Genomic DNA, 15,530 nt, shown 5'->3' with positions numbered 1-15,530 from the left:
TTCGCCATACAGCTTTTGGCCGTTGGCCTGCGGGAAATTCAGCGTGCCCCGGTCTTCGATGGTGCGGCGCAAGTGGTCGTAATAGACCGCGTACACCGCCTCGCGTGTGGCCGGGCTGATGTAGCGCTTTTTGGGGCGGGCGTTTTCCAGGTTGATGCGGCGCTCGATTTCGGCCAGCAGCTTGACCAGCTGTTTCTGCTTTTGCTCGCGCTGCGCCTGCTCGGGCGTCAGGGCTTGCTGTTGCGGTTCACTGGGCGGCAGGCTGCTCAGCAAGCGCTTGACATTGAGCAGCAGGTTTTGCTGTTCCTGCATTTCGCGCAGTTGGCGCTCCTGCTCCTGCGCCTTGTCTTCGCCGTCCAGATTCAGCAAGGCCGGCGGCAGCGGGCTTTTGGCCCGGCCGCTGGCAGCCTCACCACCCCCCGCCATGGCGACCTGGGCGATGGCCTGCGCCTTGTCCGGCCGCTCCTGCGGGTTGGCATTGACCAGGATCACCTCCAGCGCGCTGTCCTGCATGACCTGCTTGAAGGCCTCGGGGTTGACCAGGCGCACGGTCAGCAGCGAGGCATGTACCGCAATGGACGCGCCCAGGGCCAGCTGGAGGGTGCTGAACGACGACAGCTTCACGGCGTATCAGGGGCCTCTGCTGCGCCGGATTTCGGGCCGGCGTCTGCGTCGTCGAGGTCCACGGCAATCGCGATCGGGCCGGCCACGCTGTCCTCGTCCTGCTCTTCGTCGGCATCAAAGACCTCGGGTTCGGTATCGAGCCGCTCCAGCACGGTGCCGTGGATGTCGAGCGACACCAGGTCGATGTCGCCCAGCTTCACCAGCACCCGCGCGCCGCGCGGCAAGCCTTGCGCGCCCATCACCGGCAGCACCAGCGGCAGGTGGTCGGCGCGCACCAGGTTGTCCTTGAACAGGGTCGCCTCGATCTCGGTGATGGCCTGCTGCTGCACGTATTTGAGCGTCCAGAAACGCTCGATGGCGTTCTGGTAGCCGTTGTAGGCGAAGTAGGCGGCGTCAAAGCTGGAGATGATCGAGAACAGCTCGGCATCCTTGGGCTTGAAGGGCGCCACCAGCGCGGCGGTCTTGCCATGGCGGGCGCAGGCAATGATCTGCCACTGGTTGACCAGATCGACATAACGGCGCAGCGGCGAACTGCTCCAGGCGTAGCTTTTGACGCCGATGCCGGCGTGCGGCAGGGCGCGCGTGCCCATGCGCACCTTGACGCCGGGCAACATCGACGCCTGGCTGCGGTAAATGCCGGGCACGCCAAGCTCGGCCATCCAGCTGCCCCATGTGCTGTTGGCCAGGATCATGGCTTCCGACACGATCAAATCCAGCGGCGCGCCGCGCTGGCGCACGCTGATCTGCACCTGCTCGGTGCCCTGCGGCTCGGCGCCGTCATTGCCGACCAGCTTGAAGTTGTAGTCAGGGCGGTTGAAGTTTTCGGGCTTGCCGCGCACCACCTCGCGCTTGGCCTTCAGGTCTTGCGCCAGGCGGTGCAAAAACGAGAGCTGCGGGCGTTTGTGCTGCAGCGGCGGTGGATCGGTGTCGTGCATGAAGGCCGGGTCTTGCAGCCACTCCAGCGTGACTACCGCATCAAGCTGGTCGTGGCGCAAATTGGCGCCAATGTGCACGCGCTCCAGCTTGGTCTCGGTCGCCTTGATCTCCAGCGTGGCCTCATCCAGCGTCACATAAAGCGACACCGCCGGGCAGTCGCAGCCTTCTGACAAGGTGTAGCTTTGCACCACGTCGTCGGGCAGCATGGTGAGTTTGTAGCCGGGCATGTAGACCGTGGACAGGCGCGCGCGGCCCAAATGGTCGGCGGCACTGCCGGGCTGGATCGCCAGGCCGGGCGCGGCGATGTGAATGCCCAGCACCACGGTGCCGGTGCCCAGGCCCTGCACCGACAGCGCATCGTCGATCTCGGTGGTGGCCGAATCGTCAATCGAGAAGGCGCGCGCGGGGGACAGCGGCAGGTCGTCCTTGATGGGGGGCGCATCGAACTTCGGAAAACCCGTGCCTTTGGGAAAGTTTTCCAGCAGAAAACGCTTCCAGTGAAACTGGTAGGGCGAGTCAATCGCGCCGGCCCTGATCAGCAGGTCGAGCGGGCCCAGATGGGTGGCGCGCGAGGCCTCGACCACGGCCTTGTACTCAGGCGCGTTTTTGTCGGGCTTGAACAGGATTTTGTACAACTGGTCGCGGATGGCTTGCGGGCAGCTGCCTTCGCTCAGCTCTTTGACCCAGGTCTCGATTTGCTGCAGAACCTGCTTCTTTTTCTCGATGGCGGCCAGCGCCTGCGCCAGGATGTCGGCTGAGGCCTTTTTAAAGCGGCCCTTGCCGGCGCGGCGAAAGTAGTGCGGTGCCTCATACAGCGCCATCAGCGTGCCGGCCTGTTGCTCCAGCGTGGCGTGTTCCGAGAAATAGTCGCGCGCCAGCTCGGCAAAACCAAAATCGCCCTCGGGCGCGAATTCCCAGGCCATGTCGAGCTCGATGCCGGCGGCCACAGCCTGCGCGCCCGCCATCAGCTCAGCCGGCGCAGGCTTGTCGAACTTGAGCAGCATGTTGGCCGCCTTGACCTTGACGCGCTTGCCTGAGTCCAGCTCCACCTGCGCCGACGTGTCTGCCTCGGAGAGCATGCGTCCGGCCAGGAATTTGCCGGTTTCTTCAAATAATAAGTACATGGGCGAATTGTCCCATGGCTTGCCGCTGTTGCCTGCAAGGCGGGCACAACCCATGACGGTGGGTGCCGGCAATGTATTTGCTACCATCTATCTGCAAATCTGCGGTGTCTTATCCGATGGGTTGGATGTTTACCAGCGCTTCACACAGGAATGGGGGCTATGAAAAAGCAAACATTGGCGGTAAAAAGACCGTTGTCTATCGTCTTGATCAGTGTGCATGGCTTGATCCGTGGGCATGACTTGGAGCTGGGACGCGACGCCGACACCGGCGGCCAGACCAAGTATGTGGTGGAGCTTGCCCGTGCCTTGGGCGAGCGCGCGGATGTTGAACAGGTGGTGCTGCTGACGCGTCGTGTGGTTGACAGCCAGGTCAGCGCCGACTATGCCGAAGTGTTCGAGCCGCTGTCAGACAAGGCCAGCATCGTGCGCATTGCCTGCGGCGAAGACAAATACCTGCGCAAGGAAATGCTGTGGGACGCGCTGGACAATTTCTCAGACAACGTGTTGCTTTACCTCAAGCGCCAGCCCCGCATGCCGGACGTTTTTCATAGCCATTACGCCGATGCCGGCTACGTGGGCTCGCGCCTGTCACACCAATTGGGCATTCCCCTGGTGCATACCGGCCATTCCCTGGGGCGCAACAAACGCCTGCAGTTGCTGGCCAGCGGCATCAAGCGCAACGAGATCGAATCCACCTACCACATCTCACGGCGCATCGAGGCCGAAGAAACCACGCTGGGCAGCGCGGCGTGCGTCATCACCAGCACCCAGCAGGAGATTGAGCAGCAGTACGGTCTGTACGATTTTTACCAGCCCGAGCGGATGCGGGTCATTCCGCCGGGGACGGACCTGACGCAATTTTTTCCGCCACAAGGCGATGAAAAAACCAGCCCGATGGCCTTGGCGCTCAAGCGTTATCTGGATCAGCCGAACAAGCCGATGATTCTGGCGCTGTCGCGCCCTGACCCGAAAAAGAACCTGGTGGCCCTGATCGAGGCCTACGGCGGCTCACCCGCGCTGCAACAAGCCGCCAACCTGGTGGTTGTGGCGGGCAACCGTGACGACATTCAGGAGATGGAGAACGTTTCAAAAGCGGTGCTCACCGATATTTTGCTGGCCATTGACAAATACGACCTGTATGGCAAGGTGGCCTACCCCAAACACCACAAACCGGAAGAGGTGGCGGTGTTGTACCGCCTGGCGGCAGCCTCGCATGGCGTGTTCGTCAACCCCGCGCTGACCGAACCCTTTGGCTTGACGCTGATCGAGGCGGCGGCCTGCGGTCTGCCGATTGTGGCCACCGAGGACGGCGGTCCGAGCGACATCATTCGCAATTGCCGCAACGGCCACCTGATCAACCCGCTCGACCGGGCGGCGCTGGCGGACACGCTGCTGCTGGCCCTGTCAGACCGGCTGGCGTGGCGGCGCTTTTCCAGGAATGGAATCGCTGGCGTGCGCCGTTTTTACTCGTGGCCGGCGCATGTGGAAAGCTATTTGTCGGTGATCCGGCCGCTGGTGGAAACAGCAGAACCCCGGACTCACATGCCTGTGCGGCGCCGCTCGGGCACGTTCCGTCAACAGGCCATTTTTACCAGCCTGGACCAGAACCTGATCGGCGACACGGTGTCATTGGTGCCTTTTTTGCACACCATGCAGGAACACCGCAAGTCGATCATCTTTGGCATTGCCACGGGCCGCAGCCTGGACGATGCGCTGACCATCTTGAAGCGGCACAACATTCCCCAGCCGGATGTGCTGATCACCGGGCAGGGCACGCAGATCCATTACGCCCCCAACCTGACCGAGGACGCGGTTTGGGCGCGCCACATCGACCACCAGTGGAACCGGCAGGCGGTGCGCGACATTCTCAAGGACGTGCCGGGACTGACAATGCAGCCCAAGAGCAACCAAAGCGCGTTCAAGCTGAGTTACTTCATGGATCCCGCGGCGACGGATGTCAACAACATTCGACGGCTGTTGCTGCGCAATGAGCAAGCCGTGAACGTGATTTTTTCGTTCGGACAGTTTCTTGACGTGCTCCCGGTGCGCGCCTCCAAGGGCCTCGCCTTGCGCTGGTGCGCCGAGAAATTTGGTTTTCCGCTGGAGCAGACGCTGGTCGCCGGGGTCACGGGTGCCGACGCCGACATGTTGCGCGGCAACACGCTGGGCGTGGTGGTGGACAACCGCCACCTGGGCGAGCTGGCCGATCTGGCGAATATCGAGAAGATTTATTTTTCAAAACTGCCGCACGCGGCGGGCATTCTGGAGGCCATGACGCATTACCGCTTTTTTGCCGACGACGAGGCCGGAGCCGCAGCATGAGGCGCTTGTTGCTTTGCACCGACCTGGACCGCACCCTGATTGCCAACGGCGCCCAGCCCGACTCAAAGGGGGCGCTGGCGCTGTTCAGGCAACTGGTGCGCCGCGACGACGTGACACTGGTCTACGTGAGCGGCAGGCACCGGGCGCTCATTGCGCAGGCGATGCTTGATTTCGACCTGCCGGCACCCGCTTTTGTGATTGCCGATGTGGGGACCACGATCTACCAGGTCGCGCCATCCGGCTGGCAGCAAAACGAGGCCTGGTGTGCGCAGATCGACCCGGACTGGCATGGCCTGGCGCACGACGACCTGCGTCGCCTGCTGGCTGATTTGCCGGCGTTGCAACTGCAGCCGCCTGAAAAGCAGAACCGGCACAAGCTCAGTTACTTTGTGGCGCAGTCAGAAGATGCACCAAGCCTGGTCCGCGCCGTCGATGCCCGTCTGACACAGGCGCACATCAAGGCCAGCCTGATCTGGAGCGTGGATGAACCGGCCGGTCTGGGCCTGCTCGATGTCTTGCCCGCCAGCGCCAGCAAGCTGCACGCCATCCGTTGCCTGATGCGGCAGCAAGGCTTTCAGGACGAGGACACCCTGTTTGCGGGCGACAGCGGCAACGATCTGGATGTGCTGCTCAGCGGCATTCCGGCCGTGCTGGTGGCCAATGCCGACCCGCAAGTCAAAAGCCTGGTGGCAGCCGCCAACCCGGCCACCTTGTATCTGGCAAAGGGCGGCTACCTGGGCATGAACGGCAATTACAGCGCAGGTATTCTGGAGGGCGTTGCCCATTACCACCCGGCGTTTGACGCCTGGTTGCGCGCGCAAAACTGAATCTTCTGGAGAGCACTGATGTACGAACAAGCGTCCCACGCGATGTTGAACGAAATCCTGATGGAGCTCAAACCCGAGATCGGCAATTACCGGCTGCGTCATTTCTACACCCGCCTCGGGGCCAATTTTTATGCCATTCATTCCCTGTTCCACCTGCTCTACGGCGAGCGGCCCGACTTCAAGGCACAAATGGTCAGTCTGGTGGAGACGCTGGCCGTGCGCTACATGGAGCGCAGCCCCCCGTTGCGCAAGTCGGACCTGGCCCGGGAGCGCGACTACAACTGGTTCCTGAGCCAGAAGTGGGTCGGCATGGCGCTGTATTGCGACCGTTTTGCCGATGACCTGAAAGGCCTGCGCAGCAGGCTGCCCTACCTGCAGGACCTGGGCATCAACATGGTGCACATCATGCCGATCCTGGATTGCCCGCCGGCGCATGCCGACGGTGGCTACGCCGTCAGTGATTTCTTCAAGGTGGATGCACGCTACGGCAGCACGGAAGAGCTTGAGGCGCTGGCGGCCACGCTAAAGAAGCGCGACATGCTGCTGGTGCTCGACGTGGTCGTCAATCACACCTCAGACGAGCACGAATGGGCGCAAAGGGCGCGCCGGGGCGAGAAGAAGTTTCAGGACTACTACTACGTGTTCGATGACCGCGAGATGCCCGACACCTTCGAGGAAACCATGCCCGAGGTCTTTCCGGCCACCGCACCTGGCAATTTCACCTGGGACGAGGCCATGGGCAAGTGGGTCATGACGGTGTTCAACAACTACCAGTGGGACCTGAACTACCGCAACCCGGCCGTGCTGATCGAGATGATCGACATCATCCTGTTCTGGGCCAACAAGGGCGCAGATGTTTTGCGCCTGGACGCGGTGGCGTTCCTGTGGAAAAAAATCGGCAGCACCTGCCAGAATGAGCGCGAGGCGCACTTGCTGTTGCAGTTGATGAAGGACTGCTGCCAGGTCACCGCGCCGGGCGTGCTGTTCATCGCCGAGGCCATCGTGGCGCCCAGCGAGGTGGCCAAGTATTTCGGCGAAGACGCCATCAACGCCAAGGAATGCGAGATTGCCTACAACGCCACGCTGATGTCCCTGCTGTGGGACGGGGTCGCCACCAAAAATGCCATGCTGCTGAACCTGGGCATCAAGCACCTGCCCAACAAGCTGGAGCGGGCCACCTGGCTCAACTATGTGCGCTGCCACGACGACATCGGTTTGGGCTTTGATGACAACGATGTCCGGCTGTCAGGCTATGACCCGGTGCAACACCGGAGTTTTCTGATCGATTACTTCACCGGCAGATACCCCGGGTCGGTCGCCCGGGGCGTGCCGTTTGGCGCGAATCCCAAGACCGGCGATGCGCGCATCTCGGGTTCGCTGGCCTCGCTGGCCGGGCTTGAAACGGCGTTGGAGGACCAGGACCCGGCAGCCATCGATGCCGCCATCAAAACCATTGTGCTGCTGCACGGCGTGATCCTGTCCTTTGGCGGCATTCCGCTGTTTTACTACGGTGACGCCATCGGCACGCTCAACAGTCTGGAATACCTTGCCGATCCTTTCCGGGCGAACGACAACCGGTGGCTGAATCGCTCGAATTTCGACTGGGACAAGGCGGCGTTGCGGCATCAAAGTGGCACGCTGGAGCAGCGCATTTTCAGTACGCTGAAAAAAATGATCGCCATGCGCAAGGAGTTGAGCGCTTTTGCCGATTTCGACAATCGCCAATTGCTGCACGTGGACAACCCCAACCTGCTTGTTTTTTTGCGCACCGACCTGCACAACGCGCGCAACAGGGTGCTGGTGGTCAGCAACTTCAACACCGAGGTCCAACGGTTGCCGCTGGGCGCGTTGCGCCCCGTCGGCTTGTTTCATCAGGAGGCCATGCGCGAGCTTTGTACCGGCGAGCGCATCATGGTGGAAAACGATGCGGTCACGGTGCCGCCGCTGTCCTGTTGCTGGCTGGTTGACTGAGACCGCCCGCAAAAACCCCGGGTAGGCAATCACCGGCCGTGCCGGGCCGGGCGCCGAGGGCTTACTTTGGTGTTTTGGGTGTCGGCAGCAAGCGTTCACACTCTTCGGTGACGGCGGCGTAACACTCGCAGACGCGTGCTTCGAGCTTGGCGCGATCCACCACGGTGATGCTGCCGCGCGCCACGGCAATCAAGCCGTCTTTTTGCAGTTTGCCCGCCGTTTGTGTGACGCTTTCCCGTCGAATGCCCAGCAGATGTGAAATTTGCTCTTGGGTGATGGCCATTTGGTCGCTGTGCACGCGGTCCAGGCTCATCAATAGCCAGCGGCAAAATCGCTGTTCTACCGAGTGGTGCTGGTTACAAACGGCGGTTTGCGACGTTTGGCAAATCAGCGCCTGGGTGTACAGCAGCGCCAGGTGTTGCAGCTGGCCGCCCAGTGCAAATTCACGCTTCATGATCTTGCGGCTGAGCCGGTAGGCGCTGCCGGCGCTTTGCACCTCGGTGCTGGTGGGCAGGCTGTCGCCGCCCATGTAGATCGAGATGCCGATCAAGCCCTCATTGCCGACCAGGGCGACTTCGCTGGAAGAGCCATCTTCCAGGTCGTAAATCAGCGAGACGATGCCGGAGGTCGGGAAGTGCAAAAAATTGACGTGATCGCCAGATTCCGACAGGGTCCATTTGCGCGGCATGGCGACCAGGTGCAAATCGGGCAGCAGGCGCTCGTACTCTGACGCTGGCAGCATGGCCAGGATCTGGTTGAGCTTGGGGTTGGGCGGGCCGGCGTCAGCTGTTTTTTTGGTGGGCATGGCAAATTTTCAAAAAGGAAGTGGACTCAATACGGATTGTCAAAACCCAGCCGCGCCATGATCTCGCTTTCGCGCAGCTCCATCACCTGGGCGTCTTCGTCTTCATCGTGGTCCCAGCCTTGCGCGTGCAGGGCGCCGTGCACCAGCAAATGCGCGTAGTGCTCTTCCAGGGTTTTGCCCTGTTCTTTCGCCTCGGCCGCCACCACCGGCGCGCACAGCACCAGGTCGGCGGTCACCACCGGTTCCTGGGTGTAGTCGAAGGTCAGCACGTTGGTGGCGTAGTCCTTTTTGCGGTAGTCGCGGTTCAAGGCCTGGCCTTCTTCGGCATCGACGATGCGCACGGTGAGTTCGGCATCGCTTTGCAGTGCGGCGCGCAGCCAGCGCGCGACCTTGTGGCGAGGCAGCGCGGCGCGGTGCTGGGCCACGTCTTCAAATTTGCCAAATTGCAGGGAGAGGGTGAGCTGGTTCATAGGTCGGAACGCTTGAGGCTGCGGGAGGGGCGTTTGGTTGCCAGCGGCTCGGCGTCATCACGGCGCAGGATGCCGATGCGCCCGGGGGCGTCATAGGCGTCCACAATGCGCGCCACCAGCGGGTGGCGAACCACGTCCGCGCTGGTCAGGCGGCAGATGGCGATGCCTTCGACGCTTTTGAGCACGCGCTCGGCGTCGATCAGGCCGCTGAGCTGGGTGCTGGGCAGGTCGATCTGGCTGACATCGCCGGTGACCACGGCCTTGGAGCCAAAGCCGATGCGTGTCAGGAACATTTTCATCTGCTCGGGGGTGGTGTTTTGCGCCTCGTCCAGAATCACAAAAGCGGTGTTGAGCGTGCGCCCGCGCATGAAGGCCAGCGGCGCGATCTCGATGGTCTGGCGCTCAAAGGCTTTTTGCACCGCCTCAAAGCCCATCAGGTCGTACAGCGCGTCGTACAGCGGGCGCAGGTAGGGGTCGATCTTTTGCGCCAGGTCGCCGGGCAGGTAGCCCAGCCGTTCACCGGCTTCCACCGCCGGGCGCGTCAGCACAATGCGCTGCACCGTGCTGCGCTGCAGCGCGTCCACCGCCATGGCCACCGCCAGGTAGGTCTTGCCGGTGCCGGCCGGTCCGATGCCGAAGGTGATGTCGTGGCTGACGATGCTGTCGAGGTAATGCGCCTGATTCAGCGAGCGCGGCTTGAGGTCGGCGCGTTTGGTCTTGAGCGACGGGCCTTCCGCGCCGTTGACATCGCCGTCGCCGGCCAGCATCAGCTGCACGGTGCGCGGCTCGATCGGGCGCGCCGCCATCTCGTACAGCGCCTGCAGCATTTCCATGCCGCGGCGGGCAGCGGCCTTGAGCCCGTCCACCTTGAACTGCTCGTGGCGGTGCGCAATCTTGACTTGCAGCGCGGCCTCGATGGTGCGCAGGTGCTCGTCCATGGGGCCGCACAGGTGCGCCAGTCGGGCGTTGTTGGGCGGCGAAAAAATATGTCGGAGGATCAAAGTTGATAATTCCCAAAAATTGGACTCACGCGAAAAACATACTTAATGATAGGCACAAAATGATCGGCAAACTCACTGGCACCCTCGACGACAAGAATCCACCGCAGGTCATTGTGGACTGCCACGGCGTGGGCTACGAGGTATTCGTGCCCATGAGCACGTTTTACAACCTGCCCGAGCTGGGCGCCAGGGTGACGCTGCTGACGCACTTTGTGGTGCGTGAGGACGCGCAGATTCTGTATGGCTTTGCTTCTACGGCCGAGCGTGCGGCGTTTCGCGAACTCATCAAGATTTCGGGCGTCGGGCCGCGCACTGCCTTGTCCGTGCTGTCGGGCATGAGCGTGACCGAGTTGTCGCAGGCCGTCACCCTGCAGGAGGGCGGCCGGCTCATCAAGGTGCCCGGCATCGGCAAGAAAACCGCCGAACGCCTGCTGCTGGAGCTCAAGGGCAAGCTCGGCCCCGACATTGGTCTGCCCAGCAGCCTCGCCAGCGACGCGCAGGGCGACATTTTGCAGGCGCTGCTGGCGCTGGGCTACAGCGACAAGGAGGCCGCCGCCGCGCTGAAAGCACTGCCGAAAGACATTGGTGTCAGCGATGGCATCAAGCTGGCGCTCAAGGCGCTGGCGAAGTAGCCTGAATGCTCCGCGACAATGGCCGCCTGAATTGCCCGTGATAGATTCGGTTCATACTTCAACGGGCCGTAGCAATAGCCCACTTCCCTTTCAACCCCTGACAGGATATTTTGATGAAAACGATTGGTCTTAAATCCCTGAGCCTCACACTGACCGCGGCCGCCGCCCTGCTCGGTCTGGCGGGTTCGGCCTTTGCCGCCGACAAGGTCAAGGTCGGCCTGCTGAGCACCTTGTCCGGCCCCGGCGCGGGCCTGGGCATTGACATTCGCGACGGTTTCAACCTGGCGCTCAAGCATGCCAATGGCAAGTTCGGCGGGCTGCCGGTCGAGGTGATCGTGGCCGACGACCAGGGCAAGCCCGACGCCGCCAAGCAAACCGCAGACCGGCTGGTCAAGCGCGACCAGGTGGATTTCATGACCGGCGTGGTGTTTTCCAACGTCATGCTGGCGGTGGGCAAGCCGATTTTTGATTCCAAAACCTTCTACATCAGCGCCAATGCCGGTCCGTCGCAGTACGCCGGCGCCCAGTGCAACCCGTATTTTTTCAGCGCCTCTTACCAGAACGACAACCAGCACGAAGCGGTGGGCAAAACGGTGCAGGACAAAGGCTTCAAGAAAGTGGCCTTGCTGGCGCCCGACTACCCGGCGGGCAAGGACGCGCTGGCCGGATTCAAGCGTTATTTCAAGGGACAAATTGCCCTGGAAACCTACACGCCCCTAAGCCAGCTGGACTATGGCGCCGAGTTGTCCAAAATGCGCGCCTCGGGTGCTGATGCGGTCTACATCTTTTTGCCAGGCGGCCTGGGTATCAATTTCATCAAGCAGTTTGTCGGTGCCGGCTTGTCCAAGGACATGACGCTGTTTGGCCCCGGTTTCTCGGGTGATGAAGACGTGATCCGCGCTGTGGGGGAGCCGATGCTGGGCATGTTCAACACCTCGCAGTGGGCGCACGACATGCAAAACCCGGTCAACAAGCGCTTTGTCGCCGACTTTCAAAAAGACTACGGCCGCCTGCCCACCTTGTATGCGTCACAAGGTTACGACGCTGCCCGGTTGATGGACGCCGCCGTGCGCGATGTCAAGGGTAATTTGAGTGACAAAGCTGCGCTGCGCAAGGCCATCGCCGCCGCCAGATTTGACTCGGTGCGCGGGGCCTTCAAGTTCAACACCAACGGTTATCCGATCCAGGACTACTACTTGCGCGTGATCACCAAGGACGCCCAGGGCCGCATCACCAACCGAACGTTGGGCACGGTGTTCAAAAACCACGCCGATGCCTATGTCGGCGAGTGCAAGATGCCCGTGCTCTGACGATATGGCTGTCATTGCGAACGAAGTGCGGCAATCCAGGTGTGCATGGATCGCCACGTCGCTGCGCTCCTCGCGATGACGGTTCAAGGAGAACGGTCATGACCGGCATTCTGCTTCTGGAGCAGTCGCTCAACGGCCTGCAGTTTGGCCTAATGCTGTTCTTGCTGGCTGCCGGCTTGACGCTGGTGTTTGGCATCATGGACATGATCAACCTGGCGCACGGCTCGATCTACATGGTCGGGGCCTACCTGATTGCCAGCATCGCACTGGCCAGTGGCTCGTTCTGGACCGGTCTGGCGCTTGGTGTGGTCGCCACGGCGCTGCTAGGCGCGCTGCTGGAGCTTGCCGTGCTGCGCCGCCTGTACCAGCGCGATCACCTGTCGCAGGTGCTGGGCACCTTTGCCATTTTGCTGATGAGCAACGAGGCGGTGCGCATGGTCTGGGGCTCGCAGCCGCTTGAACTCAACCCGCCTGCCGCGCTGGCCGGCCCGGTGGAGCTGTTGCCGGGCTTCAGCTACCCTGCCTACCGCCTGTTCATCATTGCCGTGGGGCTGGCGGCAGCGGGCCTGCTGTACCTGCTGGTGACGCGCACCCGGCTCGGCATGCAGGTGCGCGCCGGCGCCTCGAACCGCGAGATGGCGCTGGCCATGGGCGTCGATGTGCGGCGTCTGTTTACCCTGGTGTTTGCCATTGGCGCGGGCTTGTGCGCGCTGGCCGGCGGCATGCTCGGGCCGCTGCTTGCGGTGCAGGTCGGCATGGGCGAGAGCATTTTGATACTGGCCTTTGTGGTGATCGTGATCGGCGGCATCGGCTCGATCCGCGGCGCGCTGCTGGGGGCGCTGCTGGTGGGGCTGGTGGACACCGCCGGGCGCACCCTGATTCCTTTTGTCTTTGAACGCGTCATGGGGCCGGCGCTGGCCGCCAGCGCGGGCCCGGCCGTCGCTGCCGTGCTGATTTATGTGCTGATGGCGGCGGTGCTGTTTTTCAAGCCGCAAGGGCTGTTTCCTGCCCATGGCTGAGCTGGATTCACACCCCGCCAAGCCGGTTGCGGTGGCCACGGCCCCGCTGCGCCTGTTGCCCGGCTTGCTGGACCACCCCTTGTACTGGCGCACCGGCCTGGTTTTGCTGATCGCCCTGGTGCTGCTGCCCGAGTTGGCGCACGCCTGGGGGCTGGACTTTTACGTGGGCGTGGCCAGCCGCATGCTGATTTTTGCGCTGGCGGCCACCAGCCTCAACCTGATCCTGGGGTTTGGCGGCATGGTCAGTTTTGGCCATGCGGCTTTTATCGGCGTGGGGGCTTATGCGGCGGGCATCCTGATGCAGAACGGCTTCCATTCCGCCTGGCTGGCACTGCTGCTGGCCTTTGTGGCGGCGGCTGCGCTGGCCTTGCTCATCGGGGCCATCAGCCTGCGCACCCGGGGCGTGTACTTCATCATGATCACGCTGGCCTTTGCACAGATGTTGTACTACCTGATGGTGTCGCTCAAAACCTATGGCGGCGACGACGGCCTGTCGCTGGCGGGGCGCTTCAAGCTGGGCCTTGGCCTGGACCTGAGCCAGGACGCCACTTTTTATTACCTGGTGCTGGCCATTACCACGCTGGTGTTTCTGGCGGTGCATCGCTTGCTGAATTCCCGCTTTGGCCACGCCTTGCAGGCGATTCGCGAAAACGAGACGCGCATGGCGGCCATCGGTTTTCCGGTGTACCGCTTCAAGTTGATGGCCTTCGTGCTGGCGGGGGCGCTGGCTGGCCTGGCCGGTGCCTTGCTGGCGCATCAGGGCGGCTTTGTCAGCCCGTCGATGATGCAGTGGAGCGAGTCGGGCATGTTGATGGTGATGGTGATTCTGGGCGGCGTCGGCCATTTGTACGGTGGCCTGGTCGGTGCCGTGGTGTTTCTGCTGCTCGAAGAGCTGCTGAGCAGCTACACCATCCACTGGCAGTTTGGCCTGGGCGCGGTGTTGCTGGCCGTGGTGCTGCTGGCGCCGAACGGGCTGCTGAGCCTGTGGCGCAAAAGGCCGGCGCCATGAACCCCGGCACCCTGCTGCAGGTGGACGGGCTGGTCAAGTCCTATGGCGGTCTGCGCGCCACCGATCACGCCAGCCTGAGCGTGCAGGCGGGTGAGATCCATGCGCTGATCGGCCCCAACGGCGCCGGCAAAACCACCCTGATCCAGCTGATTTCCGGCGCCCTGGCGCCCAGCGCCGGGCGCATCCACTTTGACGGCATGGACATCACCCGCATGCCGATGCATCAACGGGTGGCGCATGGCCTGGCGCGCTCGTTCCAGATCACCAGCATTTTTCAGCGACTTTCCGTGCTGGACAACATCGCGCTGGCGGTGCAGGCCCATGCCGGCCACAGCCTGAACTTCTGGCGCCCGGCGCGGCGCGACGCGGAACGCTACACGCTGGCGTTTGATGTGGCGCAGCGGGTCGGTCTGGGGCTGCAAATTCATCAGCTTGCCGGCGCCCTGTCGCACGGCGAGCAGCGCCAGTTGGAGGTGGGGTTGGCGCTGGCCACCCGGCCCAAACTGCTGCTGCTCGACGAGCCCATGGCCGGCATGGGGCCGGATGAGTCCGAGCGCATGCTGAACCTGCTGCAGAGCCTGCGCTTTGATACCACGCTGCTGCTGGTGGAGCACGACATGAACGCGGTGTTCCGGCTGGCCGACCGAATTTCGACCCTGGTGACTGGCCGGGTCATTGCCTGCGGCACCCCCGATGACATCCGCCGGCACCCCGAGGTGCGACGGGCTTACCTGGGTGACGATGAAGAGGCAAAGGCATGAGCGCGCTGCTTGATGTGGACGGTCTGCAGGCCGCCTACGGCGCCAGCCAGGTCCTGTTTGGCGTGAGTTTCGCCGTGCAGCCCGGCGAGGTGGCCACGCTGCTCGGGCGCAACGGCATGGGAAAAACCACCACGGTGCGCGCCATTCTGGGCCTGACGCCGGCGTTCAGCGGCAGCGTGCGCTTTCGCGGCGAGCGCATCGACCGCTACACGCCCGACCGCATTGCCCGCATGGGGCTGGCGCTGGTGCCCGAAGGCCGGCAGATTTTTCCGAATCTGTCGGTCCGGGAAAACCTGCTGGCCTTTGCCGCCAACCGCAATGCTTCCTCAGACCCGTGGACGCTGGAGTCAGTCTTTGATCTGTTCCCGCGACTGGCCGAGCGCGTGCGCCACATGGGCAACGAACTTTCGGGCGGCGAGCAGCAAATGCTGGCGATTGGCCGCGCCCTCATGACCAACCCCCACCTGCTGATTCTGGACGAGGCCACCGAGGGCCTGGCACCACTGGTGCGCGAGGACATCTGGCAGTGCCTGCATCAGTTGAGCAGCCGTGGCCAGACCATTCTGGTGATTGATAAATATGTCGAGCGCTTGATCAGACTGGCGCATCATCACAGCATTCTGGAACGCGGCCAGGTGGTATGGCAGGGCAACTCGGCGCAATTGGCGGCGGAGCCAGCCCTGTGGCAGCGCTATGTCGGGGTGTGATAGAAAGCTGGG

At 62.7% G+C, this 15,530-nt stretch carries 14 protein-coding genes; 9 read left to right on the top strand and 5 right to left on the bottom strand.

The genetic code is table 11. The features are described 5' to 3' along the window. Nucleotides 1-624: energy transducer TonB (locus NDI87_RS02770; protein WP_296273279.1), on the bottom strand; the 624-nt coding region annotated here is incomplete at its 3' end. Then, nucleotides 621-2,684 carry an RNB domain-containing ribonuclease gene (locus NDI87_RS02765; protein WP_296273278.1) on the bottom strand — a complete coding sequence of 688 codons (2,064 nt, stop codon included), beginning with the start codon at nt 2,682-2,684 and terminating at the stop codon, nt 621-623. The genes NDI87_RS02770 and NDI87_RS02765, both read right to left, overlap by 4 nt. Nucleotides 2,685-2,876: 192 nt before the next feature. Here NDI87_RS02765 and NDI87_RS02760 point away from each other — a divergent pair, with 192 nt between their 5' ends. Genes NDI87_RS02760 through NDI87_RS02750 form a run of 3 tightly spaced genes read left to right on the top strand, consistent with a single transcriptional unit; the run spans nt 2,877 to nt 7,804 of the window. After that, nucleotides 2,877-5,006, top strand: a complete 2,130-nt coding sequence (locus tag NDI87_RS02760) for an HAD family hydrolase (RefSeq protein WP_296273277.1) — start codon at nt 2,877-2,879, stop codon at nt 5,004-5,006. After that, a complete protein-coding gene (locus NDI87_RS02755; RefSeq protein WP_296273276.1) occupies nt 5,003-5,833 on the top strand; it encodes an HAD-IIB family hydrolase in 831 nt (276 codons plus the stop codon). Before NDI87_RS02760 ends, NDI87_RS02755 begins: the two co-directional genes overlap by 4 nt. 18 nt (nt 5,834-5,851) lie before the next feature. Further along, nucleotides 5,852-7,804 carry an amylosucrase gene (locus NDI87_RS02750; protein WP_296273275.1) on the top strand — a complete coding sequence of 651 codons (1,953 nt, stop codon included), beginning with the start codon at nt 5,852-5,854 and terminating at the stop codon, nt 7,802-7,804. 61 nt (nt 7,805-7,865) lie between these two features. On the opposite strand, the gene NDI87_RS02745 is transcribed toward NDI87_RS02750, so the two are convergent. Genes NDI87_RS02745 through NDI87_RS02735 form a run of 3 tightly spaced genes read right to left on the bottom strand, consistent with a single transcriptional unit; the run spans nt 7,866 to nt 10,080 of the window. Beyond that, nucleotides 7,866-8,609, bottom strand: a complete 744-nt coding sequence (locus NDI87_RS02745) for a Crp/Fnr family transcriptional regulator (protein ID WP_296273274.1) — start codon at nt 8,607-8,609, stop codon at nt 7,866-7,868. A gap of 26 nt (nt 8,610-8,635) precedes the next feature. After that, complete coding sequence (gene ybeY / locus NDI87_RS02740) at nt 8,636-9,079, bottom strand: rRNA maturation RNase YbeY (protein WP_296273273.1); 444 nt, start codon at nt 9,077-9,079, stop codon at nt 8,636-8,638. Beyond that, the gene (locus NDI87_RS02735; protein WP_296273272.1) at nt 9,076-10,080 is read right to left on the bottom strand and encodes a PhoH family protein; all 1,005 of its coding nucleotides are present in this window, start codon (nt 10,078-10,080) and stop codon (nt 9,076-9,078) included. Before NDI87_RS02735 ends, ybeY begins: the two co-directional genes overlap by 4 nt. A 59-nt stretch (nt 10,081-10,139) precedes the next feature. On the opposite strand from NDI87_RS02735, the gene ruvA reads away from it, so the two are divergent. From ruvA to NDI87_RS02705, 6 genes are all read left to right on the top strand, one after another. After that, entirely contained in the window at nt 10,140-10,712 is a 573-nt protein-coding gene (gene ruvA, locus NDI87_RS02730) for a Holliday junction branch migration protein RuvA (RefSeq protein WP_296273271.1), read from the top strand. A 113-nt stretch (nt 10,713-10,825) separates the two neighbouring features. Next, nucleotides 10,826-12,022: an ABC transporter substrate-binding protein gene (locus NDI87_RS02725; RefSeq protein ID WP_296273270.1), complete on the top strand. Its 1,197-nt coding sequence runs from the start codon at nt 10,826-10,828 to the stop codon at nt 12,020-12,022. A 98-nt stretch (nt 12,023-12,120) separates the two neighbouring features. Continuing rightward, the gene (locus NDI87_RS02720) at nt 12,121-13,041 is read left to right on the top strand and encodes a branched-chain amino acid ABC transporter permease (protein WP_296273269.1); all 921 of its coding nucleotides are present in this window, start codon (nt 12,121-12,123) and stop codon (nt 13,039-13,041) included. Next, complete coding sequence (locus tag NDI87_RS02715) at nt 13,034-14,050, top strand: branched-chain amino acid ABC transporter permease (RefSeq protein WP_296273268.1); 1,017 nt, start codon at nt 13,034-13,036, stop codon at nt 14,048-14,050. The genes NDI87_RS02720 and NDI87_RS02715 overlap by 8 nt, the downstream gene beginning before the upstream one ends. Continuing rightward, nucleotides 14,047-14,811 carry an ABC transporter ATP-binding protein gene (locus tag NDI87_RS02710; protein ID WP_296273267.1) on the top strand — a complete coding sequence of 255 codons (765 nt, stop codon included), beginning with the start codon at nt 14,047-14,049 and terminating at the stop codon, nt 14,809-14,811. Before NDI87_RS02715 ends, NDI87_RS02710 begins: the two co-directional genes overlap by 4 nt. After that, on the top strand, nt 14,808-15,518 hold the full coding sequence (locus tag NDI87_RS02705) for an ABC transporter ATP-binding protein (protein WP_296273266.1): 711 nt from the start codon (nt 14,808-14,810) through the stop codon (nt 15,516-15,518). Before NDI87_RS02710 ends, NDI87_RS02705 begins: the two co-directional genes overlap by 4 nt. Nucleotides 15,519-15,530: the final 12 nt, after the last annotated feature.

The organism is Rhodoferax sp. (genome assembly GCF_023701345.1).
Taxonomy (GTDB): domain Bacteria; phylum Pseudomonadota; class Gammaproteobacteria; order Burkholderiales; family Burkholderiaceae_C; genus Rhodoferax.
The sequence above is the reverse complement of the archived record's forward strand: the minus strand, read 5'-3'. Positions and strand labels throughout refer to the sequence as shown.

Excerpts from the sequence above, each read along its gene's own strand:
- NDI87_RS02765 (WP_296273278.1), bottom strand. The coding sequence starts at position 2,684 with ATGTACTTATTATTTGAAGAAACCGGCAAATTCCTGGCCGGACGCATG.
- ruvA (WP_296273271.1), top strand. The coding sequence starts at position 10,140 with ATGATCGGCAAACTCACTGGCACCCTCGACGACAAGAATCCACCGCAG.
- NDI87_RS02720 (WP_296273269.1), top strand. The coding sequence starts at position 12,121 with ATGACCGGCATTCTGCTTCTGGAGCAGTCGCTCAACGGCCTGCAGTTT.
- NDI87_RS02715 (WP_296273268.1), top strand. The coding sequence starts at position 13,034 with ATGGCTGAGCTGGATTCACACCCCGCCAAGCCGGTTGCGGTGGCCACG.
- NDI87_RS02710 (WP_296273267.1), top strand. The coding sequence starts at position 14,047 with ATGAACCCCGGCACCCTGCTGCAGGTGGACGGGCTGGTCAAGTCCTAT.
- NDI87_RS02750 (WP_296273275.1), top strand. The coding sequence starts at position 5,852 with ATGTACGAACAAGCGTCCCACGCGATGTTGAACGAAATCCTGATGGAG.
- ybeY (WP_296273273.1), bottom strand. The coding sequence starts at position 9,079 with ATGAACCAGCTCACCCTCTCCCTGCAATTTGGCAAATTTGAAGACGTG.
- NDI87_RS02705 (WP_296273266.1), top strand. The coding sequence starts at position 14,808 with ATGAGCGCGCTGCTTGATGTGGACGGTCTGCAGGCCGCCTACGGCGCC.
- NDI87_RS02745 (WP_296273274.1), bottom strand. The coding sequence starts at position 8,609 with ATGCCCACCAAAAAAACAGCTGACGCCGGCCCGCCCAACCCCAAGCTC.
- NDI87_RS02755 (WP_296273276.1), top strand. The coding sequence starts at position 5,003 with ATGAGGCGCTTGTTGCTTTGCACCGACCTGGACCGCACCCTGATTGCC.
- NDI87_RS02725 (WP_296273270.1), top strand. The coding sequence starts at position 10,826 with ATGAAAACGATTGGTCTTAAATCCCTGAGCCTCACACTGACCGCGGCC.